Source organism: Nonomuraea sp. NPDC047897, from assembly GCF_043204415.1.
Lineage (GTDB): Bacteria > Actinomycetota > Actinomycetes > Streptosporangiales > Streptosporangiaceae > Nonomuraea.
This window is the reverse complement of record NZ_JBIDCC010000007.1, coordinates 370,525-395,927: the sequence shown is the minus strand read 5'-3', so window position 1 is coordinate 395,927 and position 25,403 is coordinate 370,525. Positions and strand designations below refer to the sequence as shown.

The 25,403-nt window shown below is 70.9% G+C and carries 22 protein-coding genes and 1 pseudogene; 14 read left to right on the top strand and 9 right to left on the bottom strand.

Annotation, left to right across the window (positions count from 1 at the left end; genetic code table 11):
* Positions 1-50: 50 nt before the first annotated feature.
* From ACGF0J_RS18695 to ACGF0J_RS18670, 6 genes and pseudogenes are all read left to right on the top strand, one after another.
* On the top strand, positions 51-641 hold the full coding sequence (locus ACGF0J_RS18695) for a TetR family transcriptional regulator (protein WP_393147273.1): 591 nt from the start codon (positions 51-53) through the stop codon (positions 639-641).
* 50 nt (positions 642-691) lie between these two features.
* Complete coding sequence (locus ACGF0J_RS18690; protein ID WP_393147271.1) at positions 692-1,579, top strand: NmrA family NAD(P)-binding protein; 888 nt, start codon at positions 692-694, stop codon at positions 1,577-1,579.
* Positions 1,580-2,013: 434 nt separating this feature from the next.
* Positions 2,014-5,313, top strand: coding sequence for a WD40 repeat domain-containing serine/threonine protein kinase (locus tag ACGF0J_RS18685; RefSeq protein ID WP_393147269.1), 3,300 nt, complete (start codon positions 2,014-2,016; stop codon positions 5,311-5,313).
* 365 nt (positions 5,314-5,678) lie between these two features.
* On the top strand, positions 5,679-5,921 hold the full coding sequence (locus ACGF0J_RS18680; protein ID WP_393147268.1) for a hypothetical protein: 243 nt from the start codon (positions 5,679-5,681) through the stop codon (positions 5,919-5,921).
* A gap of 50 nt (positions 5,922-5,971) precedes the next feature.
* Positions 5,972-6,061, top strand: a pseudogene (locus tag ACGF0J_RS18675) (IS5/IS1182 family transposase); the annotation flags it as partial.
* Between the two features lie 511 nt (positions 6,062-6,572).
* Positions 6,573-6,812, top strand: coding sequence for a nitroreductase/quinone reductase family protein (locus ACGF0J_RS18670; protein WP_393147266.1), 240 nt, complete (start codon positions 6,573-6,575; stop codon positions 6,810-6,812).
* 63 nt (positions 6,813-6,875) lie between these two features.
* Here ACGF0J_RS18670 and ACGF0J_RS18665 read toward each other — a convergent pair whose 3' ends face one another.
* The 3 genes from ACGF0J_RS18665 to ACGF0J_RS18655 form a co-directional block, all read right to left on the bottom strand.
* On the bottom strand, positions 6,876-7,418 hold the full coding sequence (locus ACGF0J_RS18665) for a hypothetical protein (RefSeq protein ID WP_393147264.1): 543 nt from the start codon (positions 7,416-7,418) through the stop codon (positions 6,876-6,878).
* 345 nt (positions 7,419-7,763) lie between these two features.
* A complete protein-coding gene (locus ACGF0J_RS18660) occupies positions 7,764-8,429 on the bottom strand; it encodes a GNAT family N-acetyltransferase (protein ID WP_393147262.1) in 666 nt (221 codons plus the stop codon).
* Positions 8,430-8,462: 33 nt separating this feature from the next.
* Positions 8,463-8,849 (bottom strand): MerR family transcriptional regulator, encoded by a 387-nt coding sequence (locus ACGF0J_RS18655; RefSeq protein WP_393147260.1) that lies wholly within the window; start codon positions 8,847-8,849, stop codon positions 8,463-8,465.
* A 77-nt stretch (positions 8,850-8,926) separates the two neighbouring features.
* Here ACGF0J_RS18655 and ACGF0J_RS18650 point away from each other — a divergent pair, with 77 nt between their 5' ends.
* Positions 8,927-9,592, top strand: coding sequence for an SDR family NAD(P)-dependent oxidoreductase (locus tag ACGF0J_RS18650; protein ID WP_393147258.1), 666 nt, complete (start codon positions 8,927-8,929; stop codon positions 9,590-9,592).
* A 211-nt stretch (positions 9,593-9,803) separates the two neighbouring features.
* On the opposite strand, the gene ACGF0J_RS18645 is transcribed toward ACGF0J_RS18650, so the two are convergent.
* Positions 9,804-10,499, bottom strand: a complete 696-nt coding sequence (locus ACGF0J_RS18645; protein ID WP_393147256.1) for a hypothetical protein — start codon at positions 10,497-10,499, stop codon at positions 9,804-9,806.
* Between the two features lie 213 nt (positions 10,500-10,712).
* Here ACGF0J_RS18645 and ACGF0J_RS18640 point away from each other — a divergent pair, with 213 nt between their 5' ends.
* Positions 10,713-12,566, top strand: coding sequence for an FAD-dependent monooxygenase (locus ACGF0J_RS18640; protein WP_393147254.1), 1,854 nt, complete (start codon positions 10,713-10,715; stop codon positions 12,564-12,566).
* Complete coding sequence (locus ACGF0J_RS18635; protein WP_393147341.1) at positions 12,449-13,579, top strand: RNA-guided endonuclease InsQ/TnpB family protein; 1,131 nt, start codon at positions 12,449-12,451, stop codon at positions 13,577-13,579. The genes ACGF0J_RS18640 and ACGF0J_RS18635 overlap by 118 nt, the downstream gene beginning before the upstream one ends.
* 61 nt (positions 13,580-13,640) lie before the next feature.
* Here the strand turns inward: ACGF0J_RS18635 and ACGF0J_RS18630 are convergent, their stop codons facing one another.
* Both ACGF0J_RS18630 and ACGF0J_RS18625 read right to left on the bottom strand, forming a co-directional pair.
* Positions 13,641-14,153 (bottom strand): hypothetical protein, encoded by a 513-nt coding sequence (locus ACGF0J_RS18630; RefSeq protein ID WP_393147252.1) that lies wholly within the window; start codon positions 14,151-14,153, stop codon positions 13,641-13,643.
* Complete coding sequence (locus ACGF0J_RS18625; RefSeq protein WP_393147250.1) at positions 14,150-14,881, bottom strand: 2OG-Fe(II) oxygenase; 732 nt, start codon at positions 14,879-14,881, stop codon at positions 14,150-14,152. Before ACGF0J_RS18625 ends, ACGF0J_RS18630 begins: the two co-directional genes overlap by 4 nt.
* A 477-nt stretch (positions 14,882-15,358) precedes the next feature.
* Here ACGF0J_RS18625 and ACGF0J_RS18620 point away from each other — a divergent pair, with 477 nt between their 5' ends.
* The gene (locus ACGF0J_RS18620) at positions 15,359-15,970 is read left to right on the top strand and encodes a DUF6461 domain-containing protein (RefSeq protein WP_393147248.1); all 612 of its coding nucleotides are present in this window, start codon (positions 15,359-15,361) and stop codon (positions 15,968-15,970) included.
* A 144-nt stretch (positions 15,971-16,114) separates the two neighbouring features.
* Here ACGF0J_RS18620 and ACGF0J_RS18615 read toward each other — a convergent pair whose 3' ends face one another.
* The 3 genes from ACGF0J_RS18615 to ACGF0J_RS18605 form a co-directional block, all read right to left on the bottom strand.
* Positions 16,115-16,846 (bottom strand): FadR/GntR family transcriptional regulator, encoded by a 732-nt coding sequence (locus ACGF0J_RS18615; protein WP_393147246.1) that lies wholly within the window; start codon positions 16,844-16,846, stop codon positions 16,115-16,117.
* A gap of 136 nt (positions 16,847-16,982) precedes the next feature.
* Positions 16,983-18,896 (bottom strand): exo-alpha-sialidase, encoded by a 1,914-nt coding sequence (locus tag ACGF0J_RS18610; RefSeq protein WP_393147244.1) that lies wholly within the window; start codon positions 18,894-18,896, stop codon positions 16,983-16,985.
* A 103-nt stretch (positions 18,897-18,999) separates the two neighbouring features.
* Complete coding sequence (locus ACGF0J_RS18605) at positions 19,000-19,716, bottom strand: FadR/GntR family transcriptional regulator (RefSeq protein ID WP_393147242.1); 717 nt, start codon at positions 19,714-19,716, stop codon at positions 19,000-19,002.
* 139 nt (positions 19,717-19,855) lie between these two features.
* On the opposite strand from ACGF0J_RS18605, the gene ACGF0J_RS18600 reads away from it, so the two are divergent.
* Genes ACGF0J_RS18600 through ACGF0J_RS18585 form a run of 4 tightly spaced genes read left to right on the top strand, consistent with a single transcriptional unit; the run spans position 19,856 to position 25,402 of the window.
* Positions 19,856-21,463 carry an ABC transporter substrate-binding protein gene (locus ACGF0J_RS18600; RefSeq protein ID WP_393147240.1) on the top strand — a complete coding sequence of 536 codons (1,608 nt, stop codon included), beginning with the start codon at positions 19,856-19,858 and terminating at the stop codon, positions 21,461-21,463.
* A gap of 6 nt (positions 21,464-21,469) precedes the next feature.
* Positions 21,470-22,429 (top strand): ABC transporter permease, encoded by a 960-nt coding sequence (locus ACGF0J_RS18595; RefSeq protein ID WP_393147238.1) that lies wholly within the window; start codon positions 21,470-21,472, stop codon positions 22,427-22,429.
* On the top strand, positions 22,426-24,417 hold the full coding sequence (locus ACGF0J_RS18590; RefSeq protein ID WP_393147236.1) for a dipeptide/oligopeptide/nickel ABC transporter permease/ATP-binding protein: 1,992 nt from the start codon (positions 22,426-22,428) through the stop codon (positions 24,415-24,417). The genes ACGF0J_RS18595 and ACGF0J_RS18590 overlap by 4 nt, the downstream gene beginning before the upstream one ends.
* The gene (locus ACGF0J_RS18585) at positions 24,410-25,402 is read left to right on the top strand and encodes an ABC transporter ATP-binding protein (RefSeq protein WP_393147234.1); all 993 of its coding nucleotides are present in this window, start codon (positions 24,410-24,412) and stop codon (positions 25,400-25,402) included. The genes ACGF0J_RS18590 and ACGF0J_RS18585 overlap by 8 nt, the downstream gene beginning before the upstream one ends.
* The last annotated feature ends 1 nt before the right edge of the window (position 25,403 follow it).

The window sequence follows — 25,403 nt, the reverse complement described above, 5'->3', positions numbered from 1 at the left end:
CGTAGTGGACCATGTCTTGTAATCATGTAATTGATTGATAGTATGGGTGCATGGGAGCGGACAAGGCGGCACGCACAAGGGAGCGCATCCTTGATGCGGCCCTGGACGAGTTCTCCGCCAAGGGGTACAGCGGCGCTCGCACCGCGGCTATCGCCAAGCGTGCCGGTGTCAACGTGCAGCTGATCTCCTACTATTTCGGTGGCAAAGAAGGTCTACTGGAAGAGCTTCTGTCGAACTGGCAGGAGCGACGCTCGAAGTTGGTCCCGGACAGCAAGGCCGAGCCGTTCCTGGAGAGCTTCCGCATGGTGTTGAACGCCACCTTGCGTGATCCCCGGCGAGCCCGTCTGGTGGTGTGGCAGGCGCTCGGTGATTACCCCGGCGACGCCGACGCGCTGGCGCAGGAATGGCGCACAGTGGCCTCCGCCGCCGTCGAGCAGACGCGCGCCCGGCAGGCGTCGGGAGAGATCGGCGACGGCCACTCGCCCGAGTTCGTGGCACTGCTCTCCTTTCTGCTCGCCTTCGCCCCGGTTGCGCTTCCGCAGGTGATCGAGGGGGTCTACGGGGTGGAACCGTTGTCGCAGGAGTACCGGCAACGCGTGAGCGAGGACCTCTTGGCCTTTCTTGATGTACGGCACGCATGAGGCCCGTCCTCATCGATGAAATCATTCAACTGATTGAATAAGGAGAACTCATGACCAGTGTTCTTGTCACAGGAGCCACCGGCCAGCAGGGCGGCGCCGTCGTCGCACGCCTCCTCAAGCACGGCCACGAACCCGTCGCTTACGTCCGCGACCCCGCAACACCGGCGGCGGACGCGCTCGCCGCCCAGGGCGTCCGCCTCGCGACCGGCGATCTCGCTGACCGCGAAGCCCTCACCAGGGCGGCGAAGGGCATGGATGCGATCTTCGGGCTGACCGTTCCCTTCGGCGAGAACGGCGCCGCCGAGGAGATCGCCCAGGGCCGCGCCCTCGCCGACGCGGCGGGCGCGGTGGGCGCACACCTGGTGTACTCCTCGGTCAAGGGGGCGGCGAGCGACGTCAACTTCACCGTCGAGCATGCCTCCGCCAAGCAGATCGTGCACCGCTACCTCATCGAGCAGGGCACCACTTTCACGAGCGTGCAGCCGGCCTACTTCATGGAGAACGCGCTCAACGTGGGCCTGACTCGGCTGAACCAGGGCGTCTACGCCTTCCCCCTCTCACCTGACCGCAAGCTCGACCAGGTCTCCGTGCTGGACATCGCCGGCATGGCCGTCCATGCGATCGAGAACCCCGCCAAGCTGTACGGCAGAGCGATCGATGTCGTCTCCGACAGCGTGACTACCCTGGAAGCCGCGCGGTGCCTGTCCGAGGCCATCGGCTCGCCCTTGCCGTACGAGAACATTCCCATTCCGATGATCCGCCAGTGGGCCGGGGACGAGATCGCCGACATGTTCCAGAGTTTCGAGGACAACCGGGCGCACACCGATATAGCCGCGCTGCATGCGGAGTTCCCGGAAGTGGGCTGGCACTCCTACCTGGCCTGGGCGCAGACTGTCGACTGGGACCAGGTGCTCGCGCAGCAGCCTAGCTGGGGCTGAACACCCTCCGGGAAGGCAGTAGTCCTGGACGCACGCGGCGTCGACTCGGTCTCACGGTGACGCGGTGACCTGGAGGGTGTCGATCCGGTGGCGCAGTCGTACGGGCATGACCTGCCGGACGGTGTTCAGCGCGCGTCGCGGCTTCCTCGACGGGACAGCTTCCCCGCTCCGCCGCCTGTGCGGGGAAGGCCACGACAGACGCGGCAACAGGGAGCACGGCCAGGGCGGCAAGCTTCTGAATCTTGTTCACGTCAGGGTTGGAGGCGTCCGGATCGAGAAGGGTTCGGCACTCCTTTCGAGTTCCGCCCGCCGCAGCGTAGGGCCCACGACGGCCCACCCCGGCGCGTCCCAGGGATGGGATCGCTCAGAAGGAGCGATGCGCACATCGGTATTTCGGGCGGAACTTCGTCGGTGACGAGTGCATCAAACCGAGCGTGTTGATCGAAGGAGACCCTCAGCGGCTCGGTCGTTACTGGCTGGCCGGGCGGTTAGGCGCCGGTGGCCAGGGCGTGGTGTATGAGGCATATGCCGAGGACGGCCGCCGGGTGGCCGTCAAGGTGCTGTACGGCGATCAGGTGGCCCAGCTCGGCCGGGAGGCGGCGGCCGCCCAGCGGGTGGCCTCGTTCTGCACTGCGCCGATCATCGAGGCCAAGCTGGAGGGCCCGCGTCCCTACATCGTCAGCGAGTACGTGGAGGGCCCGAGCCTGCGCACGGCGGGCAGGACCTTCGCGGGTGACGACCTGCACCGCCTGGCCACCGCCATCGCGACGGCGCTGACCGCCATCCACGACGCCGGGGTGATCCACCGCGACCTCAAGCCCGACAACGTGCTGCTGGGCCCGGATGGCCCCCGCGTGATCGACTTCGGCATCGCCAGAACCGCCGAGATGTCGCTCACCGCGACCGGCGTGGTGAGCGGCACGCCCACCTACATGGCCCCTGAGGTGTTCATCGGCCAGCGAGCGGACGCCTCGGCGGACGTGTTCGCCTGGGGAGCCGTCATCGTCTTCGCCGCCACCGGCCGTGATCCGTTCCACGCCGAGAACCTGGGAAGCGTCATGCACCAGGTGTTGTCGGCCACCCCCGACCTGTCCGCGCTGCCCAGCACGCTGCGCCGGTTGGTCTCCTCGGCACTGGCCAAGGAGCCGGCCCAGCGGCCGACCGCCCGCGAGCTGCTGCTGGCGCTGGTCAGCGGCGACGGCGACCTCGACACCGCCCGCCTGCTCGCCCAGGGCGGCCACCGGGCCGCCGGGATCGGCGCGCAGGGGCACGATCCAGCGCTCGGCACGCTGGCCGAGCAGGCGTACACGATGCTCGATCCGGCCGAGCGCGAGCTGGTCCCCGAGGTGTTCCTGCGGCTGGTGACGGTGGACGAGGCGGGCGAGCTGTCGGCCCGGCACGCCGAGCTGGCCGAGCTCGTCGAGGGGCGGGCGCCGCACGAGGTGGCCGCCGTGCGCAGGATCCTCGCCGTGTTCTGCTACCTCCTGGCCAGGCAGGACGGGGGCGTACGGCTGGCCAGGCCGGCCCTGCCCCAGGCCTGGCCGCGGTACCGCCGGTGGATCGAGACCAACCGCGACGGCCTGGCCGTACACCGGCAGATCCTCGCCGCGGCGCGACGCTGGGAGACGGCGGGACGCCGGGACGGCGACCTGTTCCAGGGCAGCAACCTGGACAAAGCGTTGGAGTGGGCGGCCACCGCCCGCCGCGACATCACCCTGTCGCCCACCGAACGCGACTTCCTGTCCGCGGCGGCCACCCTGACCAGGCACAGGGCCAGGCGGGCCCGGCTGACCTCGCTGAGCCTGGGCGGGCTGCTGGTGATCGCGCTGGTGGCCGGCGGGCTGGCCGTACAGCAGAGCGCGGTGGCCGACGACCGGGCCGAGCAGATCGCCGGGCAGCTGACCAGGTCGGAGGCGGCCAGGCTCGCGGGGGTGGCGACCACGACCCGCGGGAGCGACCCTCGCCAGGCGATGCTCGCGAGCCTGGCGGCCTGGCGGCTGGACCGCACGCCGGCCACCAGGGCGGCCCTGGTGGCCTCGCTGGCGCAGCGCGAGACGGCGATGTTCCGTGACCCGTCGACCGCGGGCGACACGGTACGCACGCTCGGCGCCGACGGCCGGACGCTGATCAGCGCCGATTCCACCGCGACGCGCGCGTGGGACATGCGCAACGGCCGGCTCCTGCGGACACGCGGCGCCCGGCCGGCCGAGCCGATGAACAGCGTGACGCTGAGCCCGTCGGGCAAGGTGCTGGTGACCGTGACGGCCAGGCGCGCATCCGCGGTGGACGTCGTCAGCGGCAGGCCGATCAGCGACTACGTCTTCCCCACTGCCAAGGATTTCACGAACGAGTGGGTCGACGTGGCGTTCGAGCGGGACGATTCCGTCCTGCTCCAGGAGGCTGACCGGCGTACCCGCTGGGACCTGCGAACCGGCGCCGCCAAGGTCCTCGGGCCCGCCCCCGCGGGCACATTCAGCCGGGACGGGGTCTGGCGGGCCGCACGGCGCGGTCGCCAGTTGGAGCTGACCAACCTGAGGACCGGGGCGAAGGACTTCATCGGCGACAAGGACGGCGCCGGCACCCAGGGCACCTGGAACGGTGGCGCGGCCGTGTTCGGCGCCGGCCTCGTCGCGACGGTGGCATCGCGGTCCATCCAGTTCTGGCGCAGGTCGGACACGCAACTGCTCACCACGGTCCAGGTACGGGGGGAATTCGATGAGGCGGTGCAGGGGGCCTTCGACGGAAGCACGTTCCGCTACCTGCTGGGCGACCAGGTTTTCTCGGTGGACGTGGCCGACCTGACCACCGAGGACGACGATCATCTTGTGAGCACGGCGGCGCTGAGCGGCGACGGGCGGCTCGTGGTCCGCGACGGCGAGCTGTCGGCCGTCGGCGGGAGGAAGGTCGGCGCGTTGCCGGAGGCGGAGTACGCGGTATTCAGCCCGGATTCCCGTTTCGTCGCCACGTTCGGGCCCGGGGTGCGGATCGTGGACACCGCCTCGGCCGCCGTCCAGGGCACGCTGCGCACGTCCGCCGTGCAGGTGGCCTTCTCTCCCGACGGCGCCAGGCTGGTTGTGGTCACCGAGAAGGGCGGGGTCGAGCTGTGGGACCGGCAGACCAGGCGGCGCATGTGGTCGGCCGAGGCGGGCGCGGCGAAGTACGCGGCCTTCTCCTCCGACGGGCGGACGCTGGTGGTGGCGGGCGACCGCACTCACCTGCTGGAGACGGCCGCAGGCAAGGCGTTGGGGCCGGCGTTCGGCGGCGGCGGCAGGAACGCCGAGGGGGTGCGCGCGTATTTCACCCGCTCCGGCAAGGCAGTCGTGGTGCTCGACGCGCGGCGACGGATGACGGTCTGGGACGTGGCCACGCGCCGCAGGCTCGCCACCGCGCGCGGGTTCGGCGACACCGCCGCCTACTCGCCGCGCGAGGACCTGCTCGCCAGCTTTCAGGTGGGGGGAAGGGTGCGGCTGGTCGACGTGATGTCGGGCACGGACCTGGGCGCGCTGCTCGACCAGGGCGGCGGGCAGGACCCGGAGATCGGGCAGCCGCTCGACGTGGCGTTCACCGGCGACGGGTCGGCGGTGCTGACCGTGGACGGCGACGGCGCGGTCAGGCGGCACGCCGTGGGCGGGGAGGCGTTGGCGGCGGCGGTGTGCGCGAAGGCGGGCGGGCTGAGCGCGGCCCAGTGGCGGGTGATCGTACCCACGCTGCCGTACAGAAAGGCGTGTCCCTAGCCGGCGACGGCGACGAAGCCCGTGCCGCGGTGGGTCACGTCGAGTGCGTCTTTCTTGTAGCACTCATCCAGTGCTTTACGAAAGGCGGTGTCATCGTAATTTCCACACCCGGAAATAATTGCTCCGGTGGCGACAAAAGTCAGCGTTAAGCGTATCTTCCGTGGAGTCCTGGCGCGAAAGCGGCCTAAATATATGGAGAGGTAGATGCCGCCATGCCGGGGACGCTTGTATACGTATTTGGGAAGATCGTAGATGTGTGCGCGTGGTGGCGCTACCTCATGCCGCTATGCCGTCTATCGGGCGGCCCCTGACAACAAGGCCGTCGAGAGCGCCCAAGCTTCCTTCAGGGGCGAGGGGGCGGTCTCTTGGATCTGGTGGCCATCTTCGAGCTGGAGGATGCGACGGATGAAGGCTTGGCCGCCGCCGCTGCACAACTCGTACACCGTGGCGCGGCAGTAGCCGTGGCCCTCATAGAGGAGTTCGGCATCGCGAACGCCACCGGCCAGAAGGTCATGCGCGCTCTGCGAGCTGACGGCTTGATTCGTACCGAGCCCGGCATGGGCAGCTTCGTGACGACCCCTGAGGAGCGCCAGGCGGCCGGGGACTAGTGATGAAGCTGCCGCCCGAGGACGCCGGGGTGAGGTACTTCCGTCGGCCGTGCGACCTCTACAAGGAGAGGAACACCGTCGAGCGGCTGATCAACCAGCTCAAGGCCTGGCGGGGCGTGGCCACCCGATACGACAAGACCCTCAGCGCCGCCGTTGACCTGTCCGTGTCGCCTCACGAGTTCTTCACCGCGTCGGCTCGCGCCCTGACCACCGGTCTGGTGAAGGCGGGCGTGCGCCAGCTGGCGGTGGTCGGACTGGCATCGATCATGCCCGGTGCTTCGGGTGCTCCGCTGATGGACGAGCCCGGTTACCCCAACGAGTACCGCGCCTTCTACCTCGGCCACGCGGCGGGTCTCGCCGTGCTTCAGGAATGCGACCTTGACTGGGCATACGTCGCTCCGGCAGGCGACTTCGACCATGCCGGAACGCGCACCGGCCGGTACCGGATCGCCGACCATGCGGACCCGGCCAGCAGGATCACGTACGCGGACTTCGCGGTGGCGCTGCTCGACGAGATCGAGGTCCCTCATCACCGCCGTGCCGCCGTCAGTATCCGGGAGGTGTGATGTCCGAGGTCCACGACAGTCCGAACCCCTGGGTCGCCGAGCACATCCGCCGTTTCAGGAAACCGGCGGTCGGCCGCGGCCAGGCGTGAACGATTTGCTGCTGACGACCCGGGGCCGGAGAACCGGCGAACTGCGCCGCACCGCGCTGGTCTACGGAGTCGACAGCGACCGCTACATACTGGTGGCCTCCGACCGCGGTGCGAACCGCCATCCGGCCTGGTATCTGCTCCTGCGCGTTGGGAAACGATCATTGTGTGTCCGGGACACGATCAGCGAACCGTCGAATCTGTGCAGCTGGACACCCGTTCACGCGCGGCTGACGTGATTGCGTCCTTCCAGGTGGACCGGCCTGCTTCCCATTCCCAGGTGCGCCGCTTGAGGGCCGCTGTCAACAATTGAGCGCGATGGTGGTCTGGGGCCGGCCCGAGACGGGGTCCAAGGCTATGGGGAACGTTCGCCCGTCTGTCACCCGGATCTTCACTGAACTCGGCCCCGTCCACTTGACCGAGTCGAAGGCGTCGTCGGGGTCGTCGTCGTTCATGCAGCCAAGATTCCACTCCTTGCTGAGCAACCCGTCGTCTCTGCGGAGGCTGAGCCACATCACCGAGTCCGGCCCGAGACCCGCCGGCGACTGCTGGAGCCGGATCCTGTACGGGGCGGGCCCGTCGACGAAGCCGGCTTCCTCGGTTGCGGTGAACGAAAGGGCGACCGACCCCACGAACAGCGCGCCACTCGCACCCAGCCCGGCGAGGACGCCGATCAGGACGCGTAGCCACCTCCACCGCAGTCCGAGGGCGGCGCACGCCATCAGGAGGCAGGCCAGCGCACCGAACGCGAACGGATGGTTCAGATGTTCCCTCAACAGCACCAGGTCGGAGTCGTGGAAGTACGCCAGAACCGCGAGGCCGCCCGCGCAGAGTGAGGCGGCCACCAGTACGAGTGAGCGAGGAGGCATGGAGGATCCCATCGGTGAGGTGCCACCGAGATCATGACAGGACTGCGGTGCCGTAACCCCCAAGTACACAGAATCACGACGAAACCCGCACAGCCTCCTGGGGCGACACATGGCCGCTGGAGTGGAACGGCCACAGGCCGTGATCTTGACGCCCGTCCAGCCGCATGATCAAAAGAGACGCCGACCGTCCCGCCAGGGGCCGCGAAGTCCCTCGCAGCTGTTCCCTACGGCTGGTCTCCGGCCTTGTCGACGACCTTGGCCGTCATCCGTGCGCTCCACACCAGAGGGGTGCCCGTCCCGGAGCGGCGCCGCTCCTTGGAATCAGCCGAGGTCCGGGTGGGGAACGTAGCGGTCTGGATGGATCAGTGCGAGTCCCGCGTCGTCGGCCATCAAGGTGTCCATGTCCGCGATGTGCCAGCCGGCGCCGAGCAACGCGGACACGAGGGGATGCATGCCCGGGACCGCTATCCGGGCGATGCGCGCCTGGGCGGTGGCGAGGGCGCCGAGCACCGCGTCCACGCAGTCCTGTGGGCCGGCCCCGCCGGCCGGACCGATCACGAGATCGTGGCCGGTCTGGCGCACAGCGTCGTAGCCCCGGTCCGTTGCGTAGAAGGTGACGCCCGGCAGGGCGGAGTACCAGGCGAGGGTGGCGTGCCGGGCACCTCCGGATGCGCGGATGTCCAACGCCGTGATGTTCTCCGGCCGCGTTCGTCGCACCGGTGGCGTGGGCAGAGCGGAGGTCGGCCCGGTCAGATAGAGCAGCGGGGTCCAGGGACGCAGGCCGTGCCGGACGTAAAGGGCGATGGCGCGTGGGTCGGACGAGGCAAAGGTCACTTTCGGTCCAGCTCCGCGCAGCAACTCCGCGAGCAGGGCCCGGCCCGCCCCTGAGGACTGATGCTCGGGCAAAACGAATAAATCGCCCAGATGGACTCCAGGGGGGTCGAAAGGAGTAAACCGCGCACCCTGAGGTGCAACGACATTTCGCATCCGGCTCGTCCTGGTTCGGGGCCCCTTGGGGTTTCACTCAGGTCGGGATCGTGGCCCTTGAGCTGACCGTAGCGCCGCATCGAGGATCGTATCCAGCATCCCCTGGGAGCTCTGGAGTTGAGCGATCGTCTCGCCGATGCGGACGCGTTCGCGCCGCAGGTCCTCGATGAAGGTCGGGCAGCCGGTCGGCACCACCAGCTCGTCCTCGCCGTGAACGCAGTGCAAGACCCGGGCGATGACCGCGGTGGGGAGCCCCGCGGCGAGCATGGCGCGGATGTGGCGCACCGTCGCGATGTCCGCCTCCGTGTACTCACGGTAGCTGTTGACCAGCCGGACCGGCCTGAGCAGGCCCTGCTCCTCGTAGTAGCGCAGCAGTCGCCTGCTCACCCCGGTCTCGTGAGCCAGGTCGCCGATCCGCATGCGGATCCTTTCGCTTGACCTTCACATGGATGTGACGCCTTACCGTCCCAAGTATCGCTGACCACGAAGGTGAGGAGATGTCGATGTCGAGTGCAGTGATCATCGGTGCGGGTCCAGGGATAGGACAGGCTGTGGCTCGCCGGCTGGCCAGGGAAGGGCTGGCGATCACGCTGATCGCCCGGAGTGGACGGACGCTGCGTGCCGTGGCCGAGGCGGTTGATCCTCTTGGCGTGCCGGTTGTCATGACGGAGGCCGACAGCACCGATCAGGCCGCGTTGAACGCCGCACTCGACCAGGCCGTCAGCGAGCACGGCGTGCCGGACATCGTCGTGTACAACGCCGCGATCATCCAGGCTGACGCGCCGGGCGAGCTGTCAGTACGCGGTCACATGGAGGCATGGACGGTGAACGTGGTTGGCGCGCTCAACGCCGCCGCCCACGTCGCGCCCGCGATGGCGGCACGCGGCAACGGAACGTTCCTCATCACGGGCGGCATGCCCGAGCCCAAGCCGCAATACGTGAGCCTGTCGCTGGGCAAGGCCGGGGTCCGAACCCTGGTCACGCTGCTCGACCAGGAGTACGGCCCCTCCGCGGTGCACGTGGCGAGCGTCACCGTGGCCGGCCCGGTCGCCCCCGGCACTGACTTCGACCCGGATGACATCGCCGAGCACTACTGGCGGCTGCACACGCAGCCACGACACCAGTGGGAGCCGGAAGCTCTGCACGCCGGCGGCTCGCGATGACCGGCTCCGTGGCAGCGGATGTGCTCACCGGGCTGCTCCAACGTTGGCAGCGGGCCTTCAACGAAGACAACTCGGCCGAGATCGTCCCGCTGTTCGGCCGGGACGCGCTCTTCCAGGGCATCAGTCCACGGCTGCGACGCGGCCCGCGCCGGAGGGTTCCGAATCGGGTCGGTGACGTCTGGGCGCAGCGCCCCCTGCTCGTCCAGGTGCTTCAGAGCTTTGGATCTTGCTCTGGGAGGTAGGGGCTGAAATGGTCGGCGACGAGCCTCGCGATCGCAGCGGCGTCGAGGGAACCGTCGACTTCGATCACGCGGATGCCGAGGCGGCGGGCGGTGCGGACGGCGTCCTCCGCGACGAGGCGATCCCGGGCCAGGCGGTTGGCCTGTGCGCGCGCCGGATCGCTGACGCGGTGCCCGAGCGAGGCGGCGCGCGGTAGCTCATGGAGCTGATGCCGGCGGAACTCTGGCGTCGGCACCATGACGACCATCCGGCGCGGTGAGTCGATGACGGGCGCGACGAGTTCGGGGCGCAGTCCCCAGCCTTCGGCGATGATCGGGTGGCCTGAGACGAGCGCGCGCAGGTCGTCCAGGGCCCATGCGAACCGGTCGGGGAAGCCGCCCAGGGTCGCGGCGGCCATCTCTTCCGGGGTGGTGTGGACCCACACCTGGTCCGGGTCGGGCTCGGTGGCCGGCTCGCCGAGGCCGACGCGGCGGGCGATCCGGCGATCGTGGTGACCGCGAGCGTCGTGGTAGTCGTAGTGATAGACGGTGATGCGGAACTGGACGGCCAGGAGCCGGGCCACGGTCGACTTTCCGGCCCATTGGCCACCGCCGATCCACAACGCGCGGCGCAACGTGCCGAAGGGATCCCAGACGTCGCTGTCGGCAGGGGAGTGGTGGCCGGTCATCTGGTGTCCTCCTATGGTGAGGTGCGGCGGGTGATCTCGGCGGCGTGGTCGGCCCAGTCGGCCGCGGACGGACGTCGCGAGCTCTCCCGGCCGCCACGGCCCCGGCAACGGGTGCGGGCGAGCCGCAACCGCGGGCGGTTGCGGGCGAGCCGCAACCGCCCGCGCCGCAGTGGTGTTGATTCTCCCGGACCAGCGGCGACAAAGGGGGGCACCATGCGTGGCGGGGCACAGCCGGCAGCCGGGACGGGCGTCGACGCCGCCGTCGACACCGGTGTCGACACCGCCGTCGCCGTGGTCGGCGGCGGACCGGTCGGCACCCTCCTCGCGCGGGAGCTCGCCCTGCTGCGCATCGACGTGACGGTGCTGGAGAAGCTGCCCGGCCCCGACGGCATCTCCAAGGCGGGCACCCTGCACGCGCGCACCGCGCAGACGCTGGACCGCCGCGGGCTGCTTGAGGCGGTGCAGCCGGGCCGGCACGTCGCCTCCCGGGACACGGGGCGGCCGGTGCGGTTCCACTTCGCCTCGATCTTCGAGCTGGACCTGTCCCGCGTCGTCGACGAGGGGCCGGTGATCGTGGGCAGCCCGCAGGCCTTCGCCCAGGAGGTCTTCGCGGCGGACGCCGTACGGCTCGGCGCCCGGGTGCAGCGTGACGCGGAGCTCGTCGGACTGGACGAGTACGACGACCGCGTGCGGCTTCGCCTGCGCTCCACGTCGGGCGCCGAACGGACCCTCACGGCCCGCTGGATGATCGGCGCGGACGGGGCGCGCAGTGCCGTGCGGAAGCTGAGCGGCATCCGGTTCCTGGGCGACGGGCCGACCGTCGCCGCGCTCATGGGCGAGGTGCGGCTGCTGGACCCGGCCGGTGCGCCCGCCGGCTGGCAGCGCACCCCGCGCGGCTGGACCCTCCTGTGGGTCAACCCCTACGGACTGAGCCGCGTGTGCACCTACGACTACCGGGGCCCTCACCCGGACCGGCACACGCCCGCCACCCTGGAAGAGCTGCGGGGCGAGGTGGAGCGCATCTCCGGGCAGCCCGTCCCGATGGCCGACCCGGCCTGGATCTCCCGCTTCAGCGACGCCTCGCTCGAGGCGGAGCACTACCGCAGGGGCCGCGTCCTGCTGGCCGGCGACGCCGCGCACGTCCACTTCCCGGCGGGCGGCCACGGCGTGAACCTGGGCCTCCAGGACGCCGTCAACCTGGGCTGGAAGCTGGCCGCCGAGATCCGCGGATGGGCACCGGACGGGCTCCTCGACACGTACCACAGCGAGCGGCACCCGGTGGCGGCGGCCGTGCTGAACAACGTACGGGCCCAGGTCGCCCTCATGAACCCCGACCCGCGCACGGACGCCCTGCGTGAGCTGTTCGCCAGGCTGATGCGGTTCGACGAGGTCAACGCCTACCTGAGCACCATGATCACCGGTGTGGGAGTGGTGTACCCGGTGGGCGCGCCCGCCGACGACCCGCTGGCCGGGCGGATGGTGCCGAGTCTGCCGGTGAAGACGCCCGACGGCCCCGCCACCCTGGCCGAGCTGCTGCGTCAGGGGCGCCCGCTCCTGCTGGACCTGACCGGAGACGCCGGCCTGCGGGCCGTGGCGGGCCCCTGGGCCGACCGGGTGGACATCGTGCCGGCCACTCCGGTCGGCGACGGTTGGCGCGCGGAGGCGTTTCTCGTCCGCCCCGACGGCTACGCCGTGTGGTCGGCCCGCGGGGTCAGCCATCAGAGCCTCCCGAGGGGAGCGGCGGCTTCAGCCGCCGGGGGAATCGGGAGCGGGAGGGCCGTCAAGGCCCGAGCGTGCCCTGACCCGCCAGGTCTGCGCATCACAGGTCTCCTTCCGGGTTTTGTCGGTGCCTGCCGGTACCGTGGTCGCGTCGTTACCGAACGTGGGAGGTGGGTGTGCGCAGGTCGTTCAAGTTCCTGCTGCGCCCCACCAGCAGGCAGGCCGCCGCGCTGGCCGCTTGCCTGGAGGATCACCGGCAGCTGTACAACGCCGCTCTGGAGCACCGGCGCACCGCCTACGCCAAGGCGGGTGTCGCGGTTCGGTACGGGGACCAGTCGGCGGAGTTGAAGCACATCCGCGCCGACGATGGAGAGGGTCAGGGCCGGTGGTCGTTCTCTTCCCAGCAGGCCACGCTGCGACGGCTCGACAAGGCGTTCCGGGCGTTCTTCGACGGGGTCAAGGCCGGGCGCAGGCCGGGGTTCCCGCGTTTCAAGGGGCGGGGCTGGTTCGACACGGTGGAATGGCCGAAGGACGGCGACGGCTGCCGGTGGGACTCCCAGCCCGAGCATCCGGCCGCCACGTTCGTGCGCCTTCAGGGCGTCGGCCACGTCCGGGTGCACCAGCACCGGGCCGTGAAGGGCCGGGTCAAGACGATCAGCGTCAAGCGCGAGGGCTCGCGCTGGTACGTGGTGCTGTCGTGTGACGAGGTGCCCGCGCAGCCGCTGCCCGCGACCGGTCTGGTCGCGGGGGTCGACCTGGGTGTCGCCTCGCTGGTCACGACCAGCGACGGCCACCACATCGACAACCAGCGGCACCTGGCCGCTTGCGCCGGCCGTCTCGCATCGGCCCAGCGCGATCTCGCCCGCAAGAAGCGCGGGTCCAAGCGTCGGCGTAAGGCCGTGGCCCGGGTGGCGGCGTTGCACGCCAAGGTGCGGCGGCAGCGGGTGGACGGCGCGCACAAGGCCGCCTTGGCCCTGGTGCGTGGGTACGACGTGATCGTGCACGAGGACCTGCGGATCACCCACATGATGCGCTCGGCGTCGGGCACGATCGAGGCGCCCGGCCGTAACGTCGCCGCCAAGTCCGGGCTCAACCGTTCGATCTTGGACGCGGGTTGGGGGGTGTTCCTGACGATCCTCGCGCACAAGGCTGAAAGCGCCGGTCGAGAGCTGATCGCAGTCGATCCCCGCAACACCTCCCGCACCTGCGCCCGCTGCGGGCACTGCGCGAAGGACAACCGTCTCACCCAGGCCGCGTTCGCCTGCACGGCGTGCGGGCACACCGCGCACGCCGACGTGAACGCGGCGACCAACATCCTCAGGGCAGGGCTTGCCCTTCGCCAGGCTGCTCAAGCGGCTTAGCGAGAAGCCGCTCCCTTCAGGGAGCGGAGGAGTCACGACGCCGACATTCTGCGGGCTGCCCTCACTCGCTGGTTCGGCCCCGAAACGTGGTGATGCGACCGTCGCGAACCTCCCACCAGCCGCCGTCGGCGCTCGCGCCGCGCAGCCCGTCCAGGACGCCGGGGCCGGCCAGGGCAGGGACGCGCGGATCGCCCAGCGACCCGAAGGCGTAGGTGCGGGACGGCTCCCACGCGGTGCTGTGCCTCAGCCGCAGCGCGAGCCGGACGAAGCCGGGAACGGCCGCAGCGATCACCCACGCGTCCGGGGTCTGCGCGGTCATCCGGCGGGCCGCGCGCAGCCATGAGGCCGCCGTCTCGGGCCAGTCGACCACCGCGAGGACCGTGCCGCCGCCCGCCTCCCACTCCTCGGTGAAGACGGCGGCGGACTCCGTGGAGGCGGCGTCCCTGCTGTGGCCCACCACCACGGTCCCGATCCGGGGGACCGTCAGCAGCCCGGTGAGCGCGGCCAGTTCGGCGGCCGTATGCGGGCCGGGCCGTGGCGGTTCCCGGTACGACTCCCGATCGGCGGCCGTCACGACGCGTCGTGGAAGACCAGGCCGAGCGCGTGCCGCCGGCCGGAGTGGACGGTGCTCACGCCGTGCCGGACGGCACCGGCGGACCATCCGCGTCTGGTCCGTACCGGCCGGTCGCGGGTGGTGAAGACGAGGCCGTGCCCCTGGTGCAGCACGGCGGCGGTGCCACGCGACTGGGCCCGGGGCCGCTGTTCGACGAGCAGGAACTCTCCGCCGGTGTAGTCGGCGCCGTACTCGTCCAGGCCGATCACGACCTGAAGGGGGAAGACGAGATCACCGAAGACGTCGCGGTGCAGGGCGTTCCAGTCGCCCTTCTCGTAGCGGAGCAGGATCTGCGACGAGCGGTTCTGTCCCGCCTCGTGACACATCGCCAGCCACTCGTGAAGGTCGTCCGGCCAGGGCGCCGGGCGGCCGAGCCGCGCGGCCCAGTCACGGGCGACGGCCAGCAGCCGTGGGTAGAGGGCCGCACGCAGTTCCGCGACCACCGGAGGCAGTTCGTGGGTGAAGTAGCGGTACGTTCCGGAACCGAAGCGGTGGCGCGCCATGTCGACGGTGCCGCGGAACAGCTCCGTCCGCTCGTACAGGCGGGCGATCGCCCGGCACTCCTCCGGGTCGAGCAGCCGCGGTGTCAGGGCACAGCCATGCGCGTCCAGGGTCTCGGCGAGACTGGCCCAGTCGGCCTCGTCGACGCGCCTGCCGGCCGCGCCGGGCACGATGTCGCCGGTGGTCATGTGTCTCTCCGGAGCCAGACGGCGAGGGAGACGCCCGCGAACGCGATCAGGGGCTGTTCGGTGATCGCGGTGCAGGCGTCCGGCTCCCGCACCCGGCCGGGCCGTAGAGTCGTCATCGTCGTTCCTCGTCAGGTTGTCCCATACCCTCCGAACACCACACCGGGCCTCTCCGTTGCAGCGGTGCCCGCCCTTCAACCGCCGCGCTCGCGGACGCCGCCTTCCGCCTGGCGCCGCTCCTCATGATCGACTGTAGGGTGAGGCGTTCGCTCCCATCCCCCCGATCCTGGGCGGGGGAAGCGCCGTCGAGGCTCTCGGTGTGGTCTCAAGCGGCCTGACCATGATCTGGCCGGCCCGCTCAGCCCACGGCCTTGCCGCCCCGCGCCGCCAGCCGGTCGCCCCCAGCGCGTCGGCGGCATGAGCCGATCGCGGCGACCCCTGTTCGGGACGGGTTTCTCCCGAGACGCTTGAGAGGCGGCCATGCAGTCACGGACCTACCTGTACGACGTTCTGGTCTCGACGCTCTTCACCGAGGGGCTCGATGCCGAGATGGACCTGTGGGCGTTGGGATTCAGCGCCCTCTGGATCAAGGGCGCGGACCTCGATGCCCTCGCCCCGGCCCTCCATCTGGACGTCGCCACCTGGACCCCGTGCCACCTGAGCGAGATCCTCGACCACAGCACCAGGGACGGCTCCAACTGGGTGGCCGAGGTCAACGGCTGGATCGGGATCGCGCCGGGGCATTGCGACGATGCGTTTCTGCTGTCCATCACCGAGGACGGTCGTCAGGCAGTCGGCCTCCGCATGGACATCCACGGCAGGGCTTCCTTCACGTACGCCCGTGAGGGACGCGTGATCGTGTCCTTCGATCCGACCTGGCCGCAGGAGCGGTCCGGCGACGACCCGCACGCGCTCGACCACCTGATGGATGGACTGCGCTTCCAGATCACCGATGGCGGGCTCCTCGACGATCGTGTGGAAGAGGACGAGAGCATCAGCTCCGCCTTGGCGCTGATCGGACGCATCACGGAAACCGACATCGCCGCCGACTGGTTCCAGGCTGGGCACTCGCGTATCCGCCCCACCCCCTGACGGCGCACGCTCGGGCACGGGGGGTGCTGTGTTGATCGCTCTGCCGGCGGCTTGGTTTCTGGCCCTGGCCGGCATGATGATCTTGTTCCAGCTGGACGGCCCGAGGTGACCCCGGGCGACGCCGGACGTCCGTACCGGCCCGCGTCAGCCGGCCGCCCGGTCCTGGCGGCCCGTCACCCCGACGGGCTGAGACGGCGACTGATCAGCGTGCGCCGGCGCGCGTGCGACGCGCGCCTTGACGTCCCGGAAGTGCAGTCGCATCGCCTCCCGGGCGGCCTCGGCGTCCCGGGCGCGAAGTGCCGCCACGATCCGGCGGTGGTTGGCGACGATCTCCGCGGTCCGCTCCTCCGGCGGGCCGAGCGTCGGCTCGACCTCGTGGTAGACGTCCCAGAACAGGCCGATCAACTGCAGCACCAGCTCGTTGCCGCACGACTCGTACAACAGCGCGTGGAACGCCCGATCGGCTCCCCGGTCCCGATCCATTCCACCGACCAGGGCGTCCAGCGCGGCGAGCCGGGAGGCGCTGGTGCTCTGGGCCACCTGGCCGATCAGCCCGGTCTCGATCAGTTCGCGAACCTCGACCAGATCGTGCAGGGCGCGGATCCCGCCGCCCGGCTCCGAGCGCACCCGGAAGGCGAGCGACGGGGTCAGCACGTCGAGCGACGGGTGCCCGACGAACGTCCCATGACCGTGCCGGATCTCGACGATGCCCAACGCCCGCAAGGCCCGCACGGCCTCGCGGACGCTGTTGCGGCTGGCCCCGAGCAGCTCCATGAGCTGCGCTTCGGTCGGCATCGGCGCCCCGGGGGCCAGTCCGCGTTCGTGGATCAGGGCGACGATGCGCTCCTGGAGCGACGCGCCGTCACGCGTCCGCATGCTGTCCTCCACGCTCGTCGACGTCCTTGTGTCAGAACATCCCACCTCCTCCTCCCGCAAGGCCAGGCGGGGCGGAAGATTTCACACCGACGACATGGACGTGCCACCGGACGGACGTGACGGGGTCGCCGCTCGTTCAGCCGACGCGGTCGAAAGGCAGCCGCAGCCCGAGCCGGCCGCCGATCGGGAGGTTGTGTCGCCGGATCAGGTCCAGCTCGGTGCCGGTGAGGGCGCGCCGGTAGACGCGCACCTCGTCCAGCGTCCCGCGGAAGCGGTCGGCGCCGTCCATCCGCTGTCCGACGTGGATCCCGTCGAGCCCGAACTCCTTGCCGAGGGTCAGCGAACCGGCCGGCGCCTTCGCCGACGAGACCTGGACGCCGTCCACCAGGAGCCGCAGCTCGCCGCGGGTCCGCTGGAGGACCACGAAGTGCCACTGCCCGTCGTTGTACGCGCTCGGCGACTGCACGGTCACGTCGTACCGGTCGACGGAGAGGATCGCCCGGATGCGGTTGCTGGCCGGTTCGGCGCGCAGCCACAGCCCCGGCGGGTTGGTGCCCCGGTCCACCCGGTGGAACCAGAGGATCGCGTGCGCGCCGGTCCGGTCGGAGTAGCGGATCCAGGAGGTCAGCGTGAAGTCGTTCGCGCCGAGGTCGATGGAGTCGTCGAACGGCACCTCCACCCGGTCGTCGACCCGGTCCAGGGCCAGCCCGCCGCCGAACCGCCCGTCGGTGGTCTGCGCACCGCCGCGCACGTACGCCGGGTTGCGGTGCGGCGACGCGTCCGGCGTCGTCGGGCCGGGCGCCGGCGGCCCGGGGATGCCGGGCGGGGTGCCGTTGGGCGTCTCCAGGTACGCCTCGTTGAACCGGGCGAACCGGATCTGCTCGTACGGCGTGACGGTGCCGGCCTCGTACATGAGGGCGGCCTCGTCGCCGTCCAGGCGCACCATGTCGGAGTACGCCGACGGCCCCCAGTGGAAGACCTTGCCCTCGTCCCAGGTCTCGAAGCTGCGCCCCTCGTCGGAGGACGACCGGATGCCCATCGCTTCACGGGCGCCCGGGTGCATCGGTGAGGAGAAGAGGATGCGCTCGTCGCTGAACCGCAGCAGTGACGCCTGGACGTCGGTCGTGGCGAGCGCCGGCATGGTGCGGAACGGCGCGTCCCACGTCTGTCCGCTGTCGCTGCTGGTCGCGTACGCCCGGCTGCCCGGGTCGGTGCCGCGCTCGCGGGCCGAGGCGTAGATCCGCCCGTCGTCGAGCTCGACGACGGTGACCTCCTGGGCGATGACCGTGCCGTCGTCGCGGAACGTCTCGGCGCCGATGTTCCAGGTCGTCCCGCTGTCGTCGCTGTAGAGCAGGTGTGTGCCGTAGACGTGCTTGCCGACCCGGTCCCAGCTTTCGAAGTTCGCCCCGACGACGAGCCGGCCGGCGTGCGGGCCGTGCTTGAGCTGGATGCCGTGCATGGGGCCGGTGGCGTACCAGAAGTTCCACTCCGGGCGCTTGCCCTCGGTCATCTCCCTGGCGGCCGACCAGGTCGCCCCGTGGTCGTCGCTGAACTGCACCCAGGGGTCGCGGTCGCAGCCGTTCGGGCACGGCTCGGCGCCGTTGCGGGTGGTCACCAGCACGACCCGCCCGGTGCGCTCGTCGACGATCGGCACCGGGTTGCCGTGGGTCGTGCCGTTGCCCTCCGAGACGACCTGCAGGGGTCCCCAGGTACGCCCGCTGTCGGTGGAGCGGCGCAGCACGAGGTCGATGTCCTCGTCGTCGCCGCAGTCCTTCACCCGTCCTTCGGCGAACGCCAGGAGCATGCCGTTCGTGGCCCGGACGACGGCGGGGATGCGGAAGCAGGCGTATCCGAAGTCGCCCTGCTTGTAGAGCACCTGCTCGTCCACGAACGGCGCGGGGTCGGGGTTGGTGGCGGACTCGAAGGCCGGCGCCGCTGCCGCCGGCGCGCCGAGCGAGCTGACGAGTAAACAGGCGAGCGCCATCACGGCGCCCGCACGGTGGCGCAGGGCGCGCCTGGTGCGGCCCTGCGGGGGGTGACCAACGTGCATGTCCTCGCCCTTCCATGAGTGGAGGAGAATGTGAGCGGAGATCCTACGTCCAACGTCGGATGTCCGGAAGGGGCGAGGAGCCATGACGGCTCGGTGTCTGTCGTCACCAGGGGGGCGGCGAGAGGCGGGCCAGCCGGTTGCGCACGCCCTCGAAGTGGGCCTGGACCGCCGCGGCCGCCGCGGCGCGATCGCCGGCCGTGACCGCCGCCAGGATGTCGCGGTGCCGCTTGGCCACGTCCTCCGGCGTCTCGTCCGGCGTGCCGATCTCGTCGCGGAGCTGGTGGTAGACGTCCCAGAACGCCCCGAGGAGCTGGCCGACCAACGGGTTGCCGAGCGGGCGGTAGAGCAGGTCGTGGAAGAGCCGGTCCGTCTCGGGGGAGACCGCGCCGACGCGGGCCTCCGCCTCCATGCGGGCCATCACCTCGGCGACCGGCCCGAGGTCGGCCTCGCCGCCGAGGTCGATCAGCCGCAGGACCAGTCCGCTCTCCAGGATCTCCCGGATCTCGGTGAGGTGGCCGAGTTGGTTGCGGCCGTCCTGCATCGTGATGCGGCTGTGGAAGGCCAGTTCGTCGACCAGCCCCGCCAGCGACATGCGTCCGACGAACATGCCGAAGCCGTGGCGGATCTCCACGATGCCGACCGCCTGGAGGGCTTTCAGCGCCTCCCGGACGGAGTTGCGGCTGACGGCCAGCTCCTCCATCAGCTCCGACTCGGTCGGCAGCGGGTCGCCCGCGACCAGCCCACGCCGGAGAATCAGGTCCTTGACGCCCTCCTGGGCCTCCACGGCCCGGCTGAGCCGGGAGCGCGGGACAGTGGTCATGAAAAATCCCTCTCTGATAGGGGCTTAGGTAACATTCCGGAAATCCTCTGTTGACCTCAGGCTGCTCTCGCCTCTAGCGTCCACATTACGCACAAGATAGGACATGGGATGTCCCATGTTCTACCCCCAGGAGGCATCCGTGAGCTCTGACCTCAGCCGCCGCGACTTCCTGCGTCACAGCGGGGCAACGGGTGCGGCGGCGTTCATCGCGGCCACCCTCTCCGCCTGCTCGGGAGGCCCGGCCTCCACCGGCTCGGTCGGGGCGGGCTCGGACAAGGATCTCATCACCGCCGTCATCGGGTACGGCAACGACCAGAGCTGGGACCCCACCCAGACAGCCTCGGCCTTCGCCATGGCCGGCATCGCCCACGTCTACGAGGGCCTGCTCGACACCGACCCGATCACCCGCGAGCCGTACCCGGCCCTGGCGACCGCGCTCCCATCGGACCTGAACGCGACGACCTGGAGGTTCACCCTCCGCGACGGCGCGAAGTGGCACGACGGGCAGCCCGTCACCGCCGACGACGTCGTCTTCAGCTACCAGCGGGTCCTCGACCCCCAGGCGAACGTCCTCGTCGGCAACTTCTTCCGCTCCTGGCTCAAGGAGGTCAAGAAGGTCGACGACAGGACCGTCGAGCTGGTCTTCGCGTTCCCCTTCCCCGACGCCGCTCCCCGGCTCACCATCGCGAAGATCATGCCCAGGCACGTCTTCGGGCAGCCGGGCGCCTGGGACGCCGCCAAGGGCGGCAAGGCCGTCGGCTCCGGGCCGTACAAGCTGGTCCAGCACAACCCCAAGTCCAACACCGCCTTCGAGGCGTTCGACGGCTACAACGGCCCCCGCCCGGCCTCGGCCAAGAAGATGAACTGGCTGAGCATCGTCGACGCCGCCGCCCGCGTCGCCAAGATCTCCGGCGCCTCCGCCGAGGCGCAGATCGCCGACAACATCCCGTACGCCAACGTGGACCGGCTCAAACAGCAGGGCCTCACGGTGGAGGGCGGCGCCGGCATGAACCACCTGTTCCTGATGTTCAACACCGGCGCCAAGCCGTTCGACGACGTCCGCGTCCGCCAGGCGCTGCACTACGCGATCGACAAGCGGAAACTCATCGACGTGGCGCTCAAGGGCCACGGCACCGCCTCCAGCTCGTTCCTCAACGAGGGCCACCCCGACCACAAGCGGGCCGCGGTCGTCTACGACCACGACCCCGACAAGGCCAAGGCGCTGCTCAAGGAGGCCGGCGTCAGCGGCCTGACGGTCAACCTCATGTCGGTGAACGTGAGCTGGCTCGTCGACTGCCTGCCCACCATCGCCGCCTCCTGGGAGGCCATCGGCGTCAAGACCACGCTGGAGCCGCAGGACACGGCCGCGCTGTTCACCAAGATGGACCAGTTCCAGGACTACCAGGTGGTCGCCGCCGCCTCGAACCCCAACCAGTTCGGCATGGACGCCGACCTGATCATGCGGTACAACTACGTCTCCGGCGGCCTGTGGATGAAGTACAGCCACTACGAGGGCAGCAAGGACGCCAAGGCGCTGTTCGCCATGATGGACGAGGCGACCAAGGAGCCCGACAAGGACAAGAAGGCCGGGCTGGTGCACCGCTACCTCGACGTGATCGCCGAGCAGGCCGTCCTCTACCCGGTGGTGCACACCGAGCTGATGTCCGCCTGGGACCCCAAGAAGCTGACCGGGGTGCGCGCGCAGCCGTACCCGGGCATCAACCTGCTGCAGTCCAAGCGCGTCTGAGCCGCCATGGTCCTCATCGCCCGCCTGCTCCTCCGGCGCGTCCTCATCCTGGTGCCGCTGCTGCTCGGGGTCGTCGCGTTCGTGTTCGTCGTGATGCGCTTCTCCGGCAACAAGCCGGAGTACGCCTACTTCCAGGGCGCGAACCCGACCCCCGAGCAGATCCGCCAGTTCCAGCTGGAGAACGGCCTGCTCGACCCGCTGCCGCTGCGCTACCTGCGCTTCGTCGCCGACCTGGTCCAGGGTGACATGGGCACCAGCGTGCTCACCCGCAAACCGGTCATCGAGTCGGTGACGACGGCGCTGCCGCTGACGCTCCAGCTCACGTTCCTCGGCCTGGCCGTGGCCGTGGGGCTGGCACTCGTCCTCGGCGTCATCGCCGCGCTGTTCCGCGACCGCTGGCCCGACCAGGTCATCCGCGTCGTCTCGCTGGTCGGTGTCGCGGCGCCCGCGTTCTGGCTGGCCCTGCTGATGATCCAGTGGCTGGCGGTCGGCGAGGGCCTGTTCCCGACCGGCGGCTACATCAACCCGGCCGACTCCTTCACCGGCTGGCTGCGCTCGATGACGCTGCCCGCCCTGTCGCTGTCGCTGCCGGCCGCCGCCCAGCTCACCCGCGTCATCCGCACGTCCATGGTCGAGGAGCTGGACCGCGACTACGTCCGCACGGCGATCGGCAGCGGCCTGCCGCCCGTCGTCGTGGTGGGTCGCAACGTGCTGCGCAACGCGCTCATCAACCCGCTGACCGTGCTCGGCCTGCGCATCGGCTACCTCATCGGCGGCACCGTCGTCATCGAGCAGATCTACGGCCTGCCCGGCATGGGCCAGCTCATGATCAACGCGGTGCGCGACGGTGACCCGGCCGTGGTGCAGGGTGTGGTGCTGACGATCGCGGTCGGCTTCATGGTCGTCAACCTCGCCGTCGACATCCTCTACCTGCTCGTCAACCCCCGCCTGAGGAGCGCCGCATGAGACGTGCCCTGGGGGAGCGCCTGTCCAGGCCCGGCATCGGCTTCCGCCGGCTGCCCCCGCTGTCGTGGGCCGCCGTCGCCGTCATCGCGCTCGTCGTGCTCGCCGCCCTGCTCGCGCCCTGGATCGCGCCGCACTCCCCGTACGTCCAGGAGGCCGCCGGCGGCGGCCCGTCCGCCGCGCACTGGATGGGGCTCGACAGCGCCAACCGCGACATCCTGTCGAGGCTCCTGTACGGCGCGCGCTGGTCGTTGCTCATCGGCCTCGGCGCGACCGCCCTGGCCCTGGTGGCCGGGGCGCTCGTCGGCGCCGTCGCGGCCACCTCCCGCCGCGCCGTGGACGAGACGCTGATGCGGGTGCTCGACGTCATCATGGCCTTCCCGGGGATCGCGCTGGCCGCGGTGCTGGTCGCCGTGTTCGGCGGCAGCATCCCCGTGCTCGTCCTGGCCATCGCCTTCCTCTACATGCCGTCCGTGGCGCGGGTCGTGCGGGCCAACGTGCTCGCCCAGTACGGCGAGGACTACGTGGCCGCCGAGCGTGTCATCGGCGCCCGGACCCCGCACATCCTGCTCCGGCACGTGGCCGTCAACTGCGCGGCGCCGGTGCTCGTGTTCTGCACGGTGATGGTGGCCGACGCGATCGTGCTGGAGGCGTCGCTGTCGTTCATCGGCGCCGGCGTCCGGCCGCCCGACCCGTCCTGGGGCAGCGTCATCGCCGACGGCAAGAACCTCGTCCTGCTCGGCGGCTGGTGGGCCACCGTCTTCCCCGGCCTGCTCATCCTCCTCACCGTGCTCGCCCTGAACGTCCTGTCCGAGGGAGTCTCCGACGCCTGGGCGGCGCCCGCCGCCGGCCGGGCCGTGCCCGTCGAGGACGACCCGGTGGAGCGGGCCGAGCCCGGCTCCGGCGAGGTCGTCGAACTGCCCGGTCTCGCCGAGGCGGCCCGCCGGCTCGCCGAGCGCGCCCGGCCGCTGCCCACCGGCCCGCCGATCCTGTCCGTGGAGCGGCTGCGCATCGGCTTCACCGAGGGCGTGGACATCGTGGACGGCGTCTCCTTCGACGTACGGCCCGGCGAGGTGCTCGGCCTGGTCGGCGAGTCGGGGTGCGGCAAGTCGCTGACCGCGCTGACCATCATGGGCCTGCAACCCCGGCAGGCCCGCGTCGGCGGCCACGTCCGCTTCGACGGGCGGGAGCTGCTCACCCTGCCGCGCGGGGACCGCCGCAGGCTGCTCGGCCACGACATGGCCATGATCTACCAGGACGCCCTGTCGTCGCTGAACCCCGCGATGACCGTCAAGGCCCAGCTCAAGCAGGTCACCCGCCGGGGCGGCCGCCGCTCGCCGGCCGAGCTGCTGGAACTCGTCGGCCTCGACGCCGGCCGCACCCTGTCGGCGTACCCGCACGAGCTGTCCGGCGGGCAGCGTCAGCGGGTGCTCATCGCGATGGCGCTGTCGCGCGAGCCCCGGCTGATCGTCGCCGACGAGCCCACCACCGCGCTCGACGTGACCGTGCAGGCCCAGGTCATCGAGTTGCTGCTGCGGCTGCGCGAGGAGCTGGGGTTCGCGCTGATCCTCGTCTCCCACGACCTCGCGCTCGTCGCCGACGTCACCGACCGGGTCGTCGTCATGTACGGCGGGCAGATCGTCGAGACGGGCGCCACGGCGACGCTCGTCGGCGCGCCCGCCCACCACTACGCCCGCGGGCTGCTCGGCTCCGTCCTGTCACTGGAGTCGGGCGCCGAGCGGCTCACCCAGATCCGCGGCGTCGTCCCGCCGCCCTCGGGGTTCCCCGCCGGCTGCCGGTTCGCCGACCGGTGTCCGATGGCGAGCGCCGCATGCTGGACCGACGCGCCCGCGCTGGAGGGCGACCCGCACCGGCACGCGTACGCCTGTCACCACCCGGCGACCGAACCGCCGGCCGAACCGCCGGCCCAAGCTTCGACCGGCCTGGAGACCGCGCCGAGCGGCCGGCAGGGGAGTGAGCAGCGTGCTTGAGCTCAAGGACGTCCACGTCGTGCACAAGGCGCGCACCGGCGGGCTGTTCTCCCGCGACCGCGTCCACGCCCTGACCGGCGCGGGCCTGACCGTCGCCCCCGGCGAGACCGTCGGCGTCGTGGGGGAGTCCGGTTGCGGCAAGTCCACGCTGGCCAGGGTCCTCGTCGGGCTGCAACGGCCCACGTCGGGCAGCGTCGCCCTGCACGGCCGCGACCTGTGGGCCATGAAGGACGCCGAACGCCGCGACCTCGTCGGCGGCAGCGTCGGCATGGTGTTCCAGGACCCGTCCACGGCGCTCAACCGCCGGCTGCCCGTCCGGCAGGTCCTGCGCGACCCTCTCGACGTGCACCGGCGCGGCACGCCCGCCGAGCGCGACGCGCGGGTCCGCGAGCTGCTCGGTCTCGTCGGGCTGCCCGCGTCCGTCGCCGACGCGCTGCCCGGCCAGTTGTCCGGCGGCCAGCGTCAGCGCGTCGCCGTCGCCCGAGCCCTCGCGCTGGAGCCCGCCCTGCTCGTCGCCGACGAGCCGACCAGCGCTCTCGACGTCTCGGTGCGCGCCCAGATCCTCAACCTGCTGCTCGGCCTCAAGGAACGGCTCGGCCTGGCCATGGTGTTCGTCTCCCACGACATCCAGACGGTCAGGCGGATGAGCGACCGGGTGGTCAGCATGTACCTGGGGCGGATCGTGGAGCAGGCGCCGGCCCGGGCCGTGCCCCTGCGCGCCCGCCACCCGTACACCCGGGCGCTGTTCTCGGCGACGCCCGGCCTGATCTCGCCGATCACCCCGATCCCGCTCACCGGCGCCGTGCCCTCGGCCACCCGGCCGCCCAGCGGCTGCCCGTTCCGCACCCGATGCTGGCGCGCCGACGACACGTGCGCGGCGGCCTGGCCCGCCGCGACCGCCGACGGCGACGACCACCTCTTCCACTGCCACCACCCGGTGGCGGCGGGAGCGACCGACCTCGACCTGATTCAGGAGCGCTCGTGAC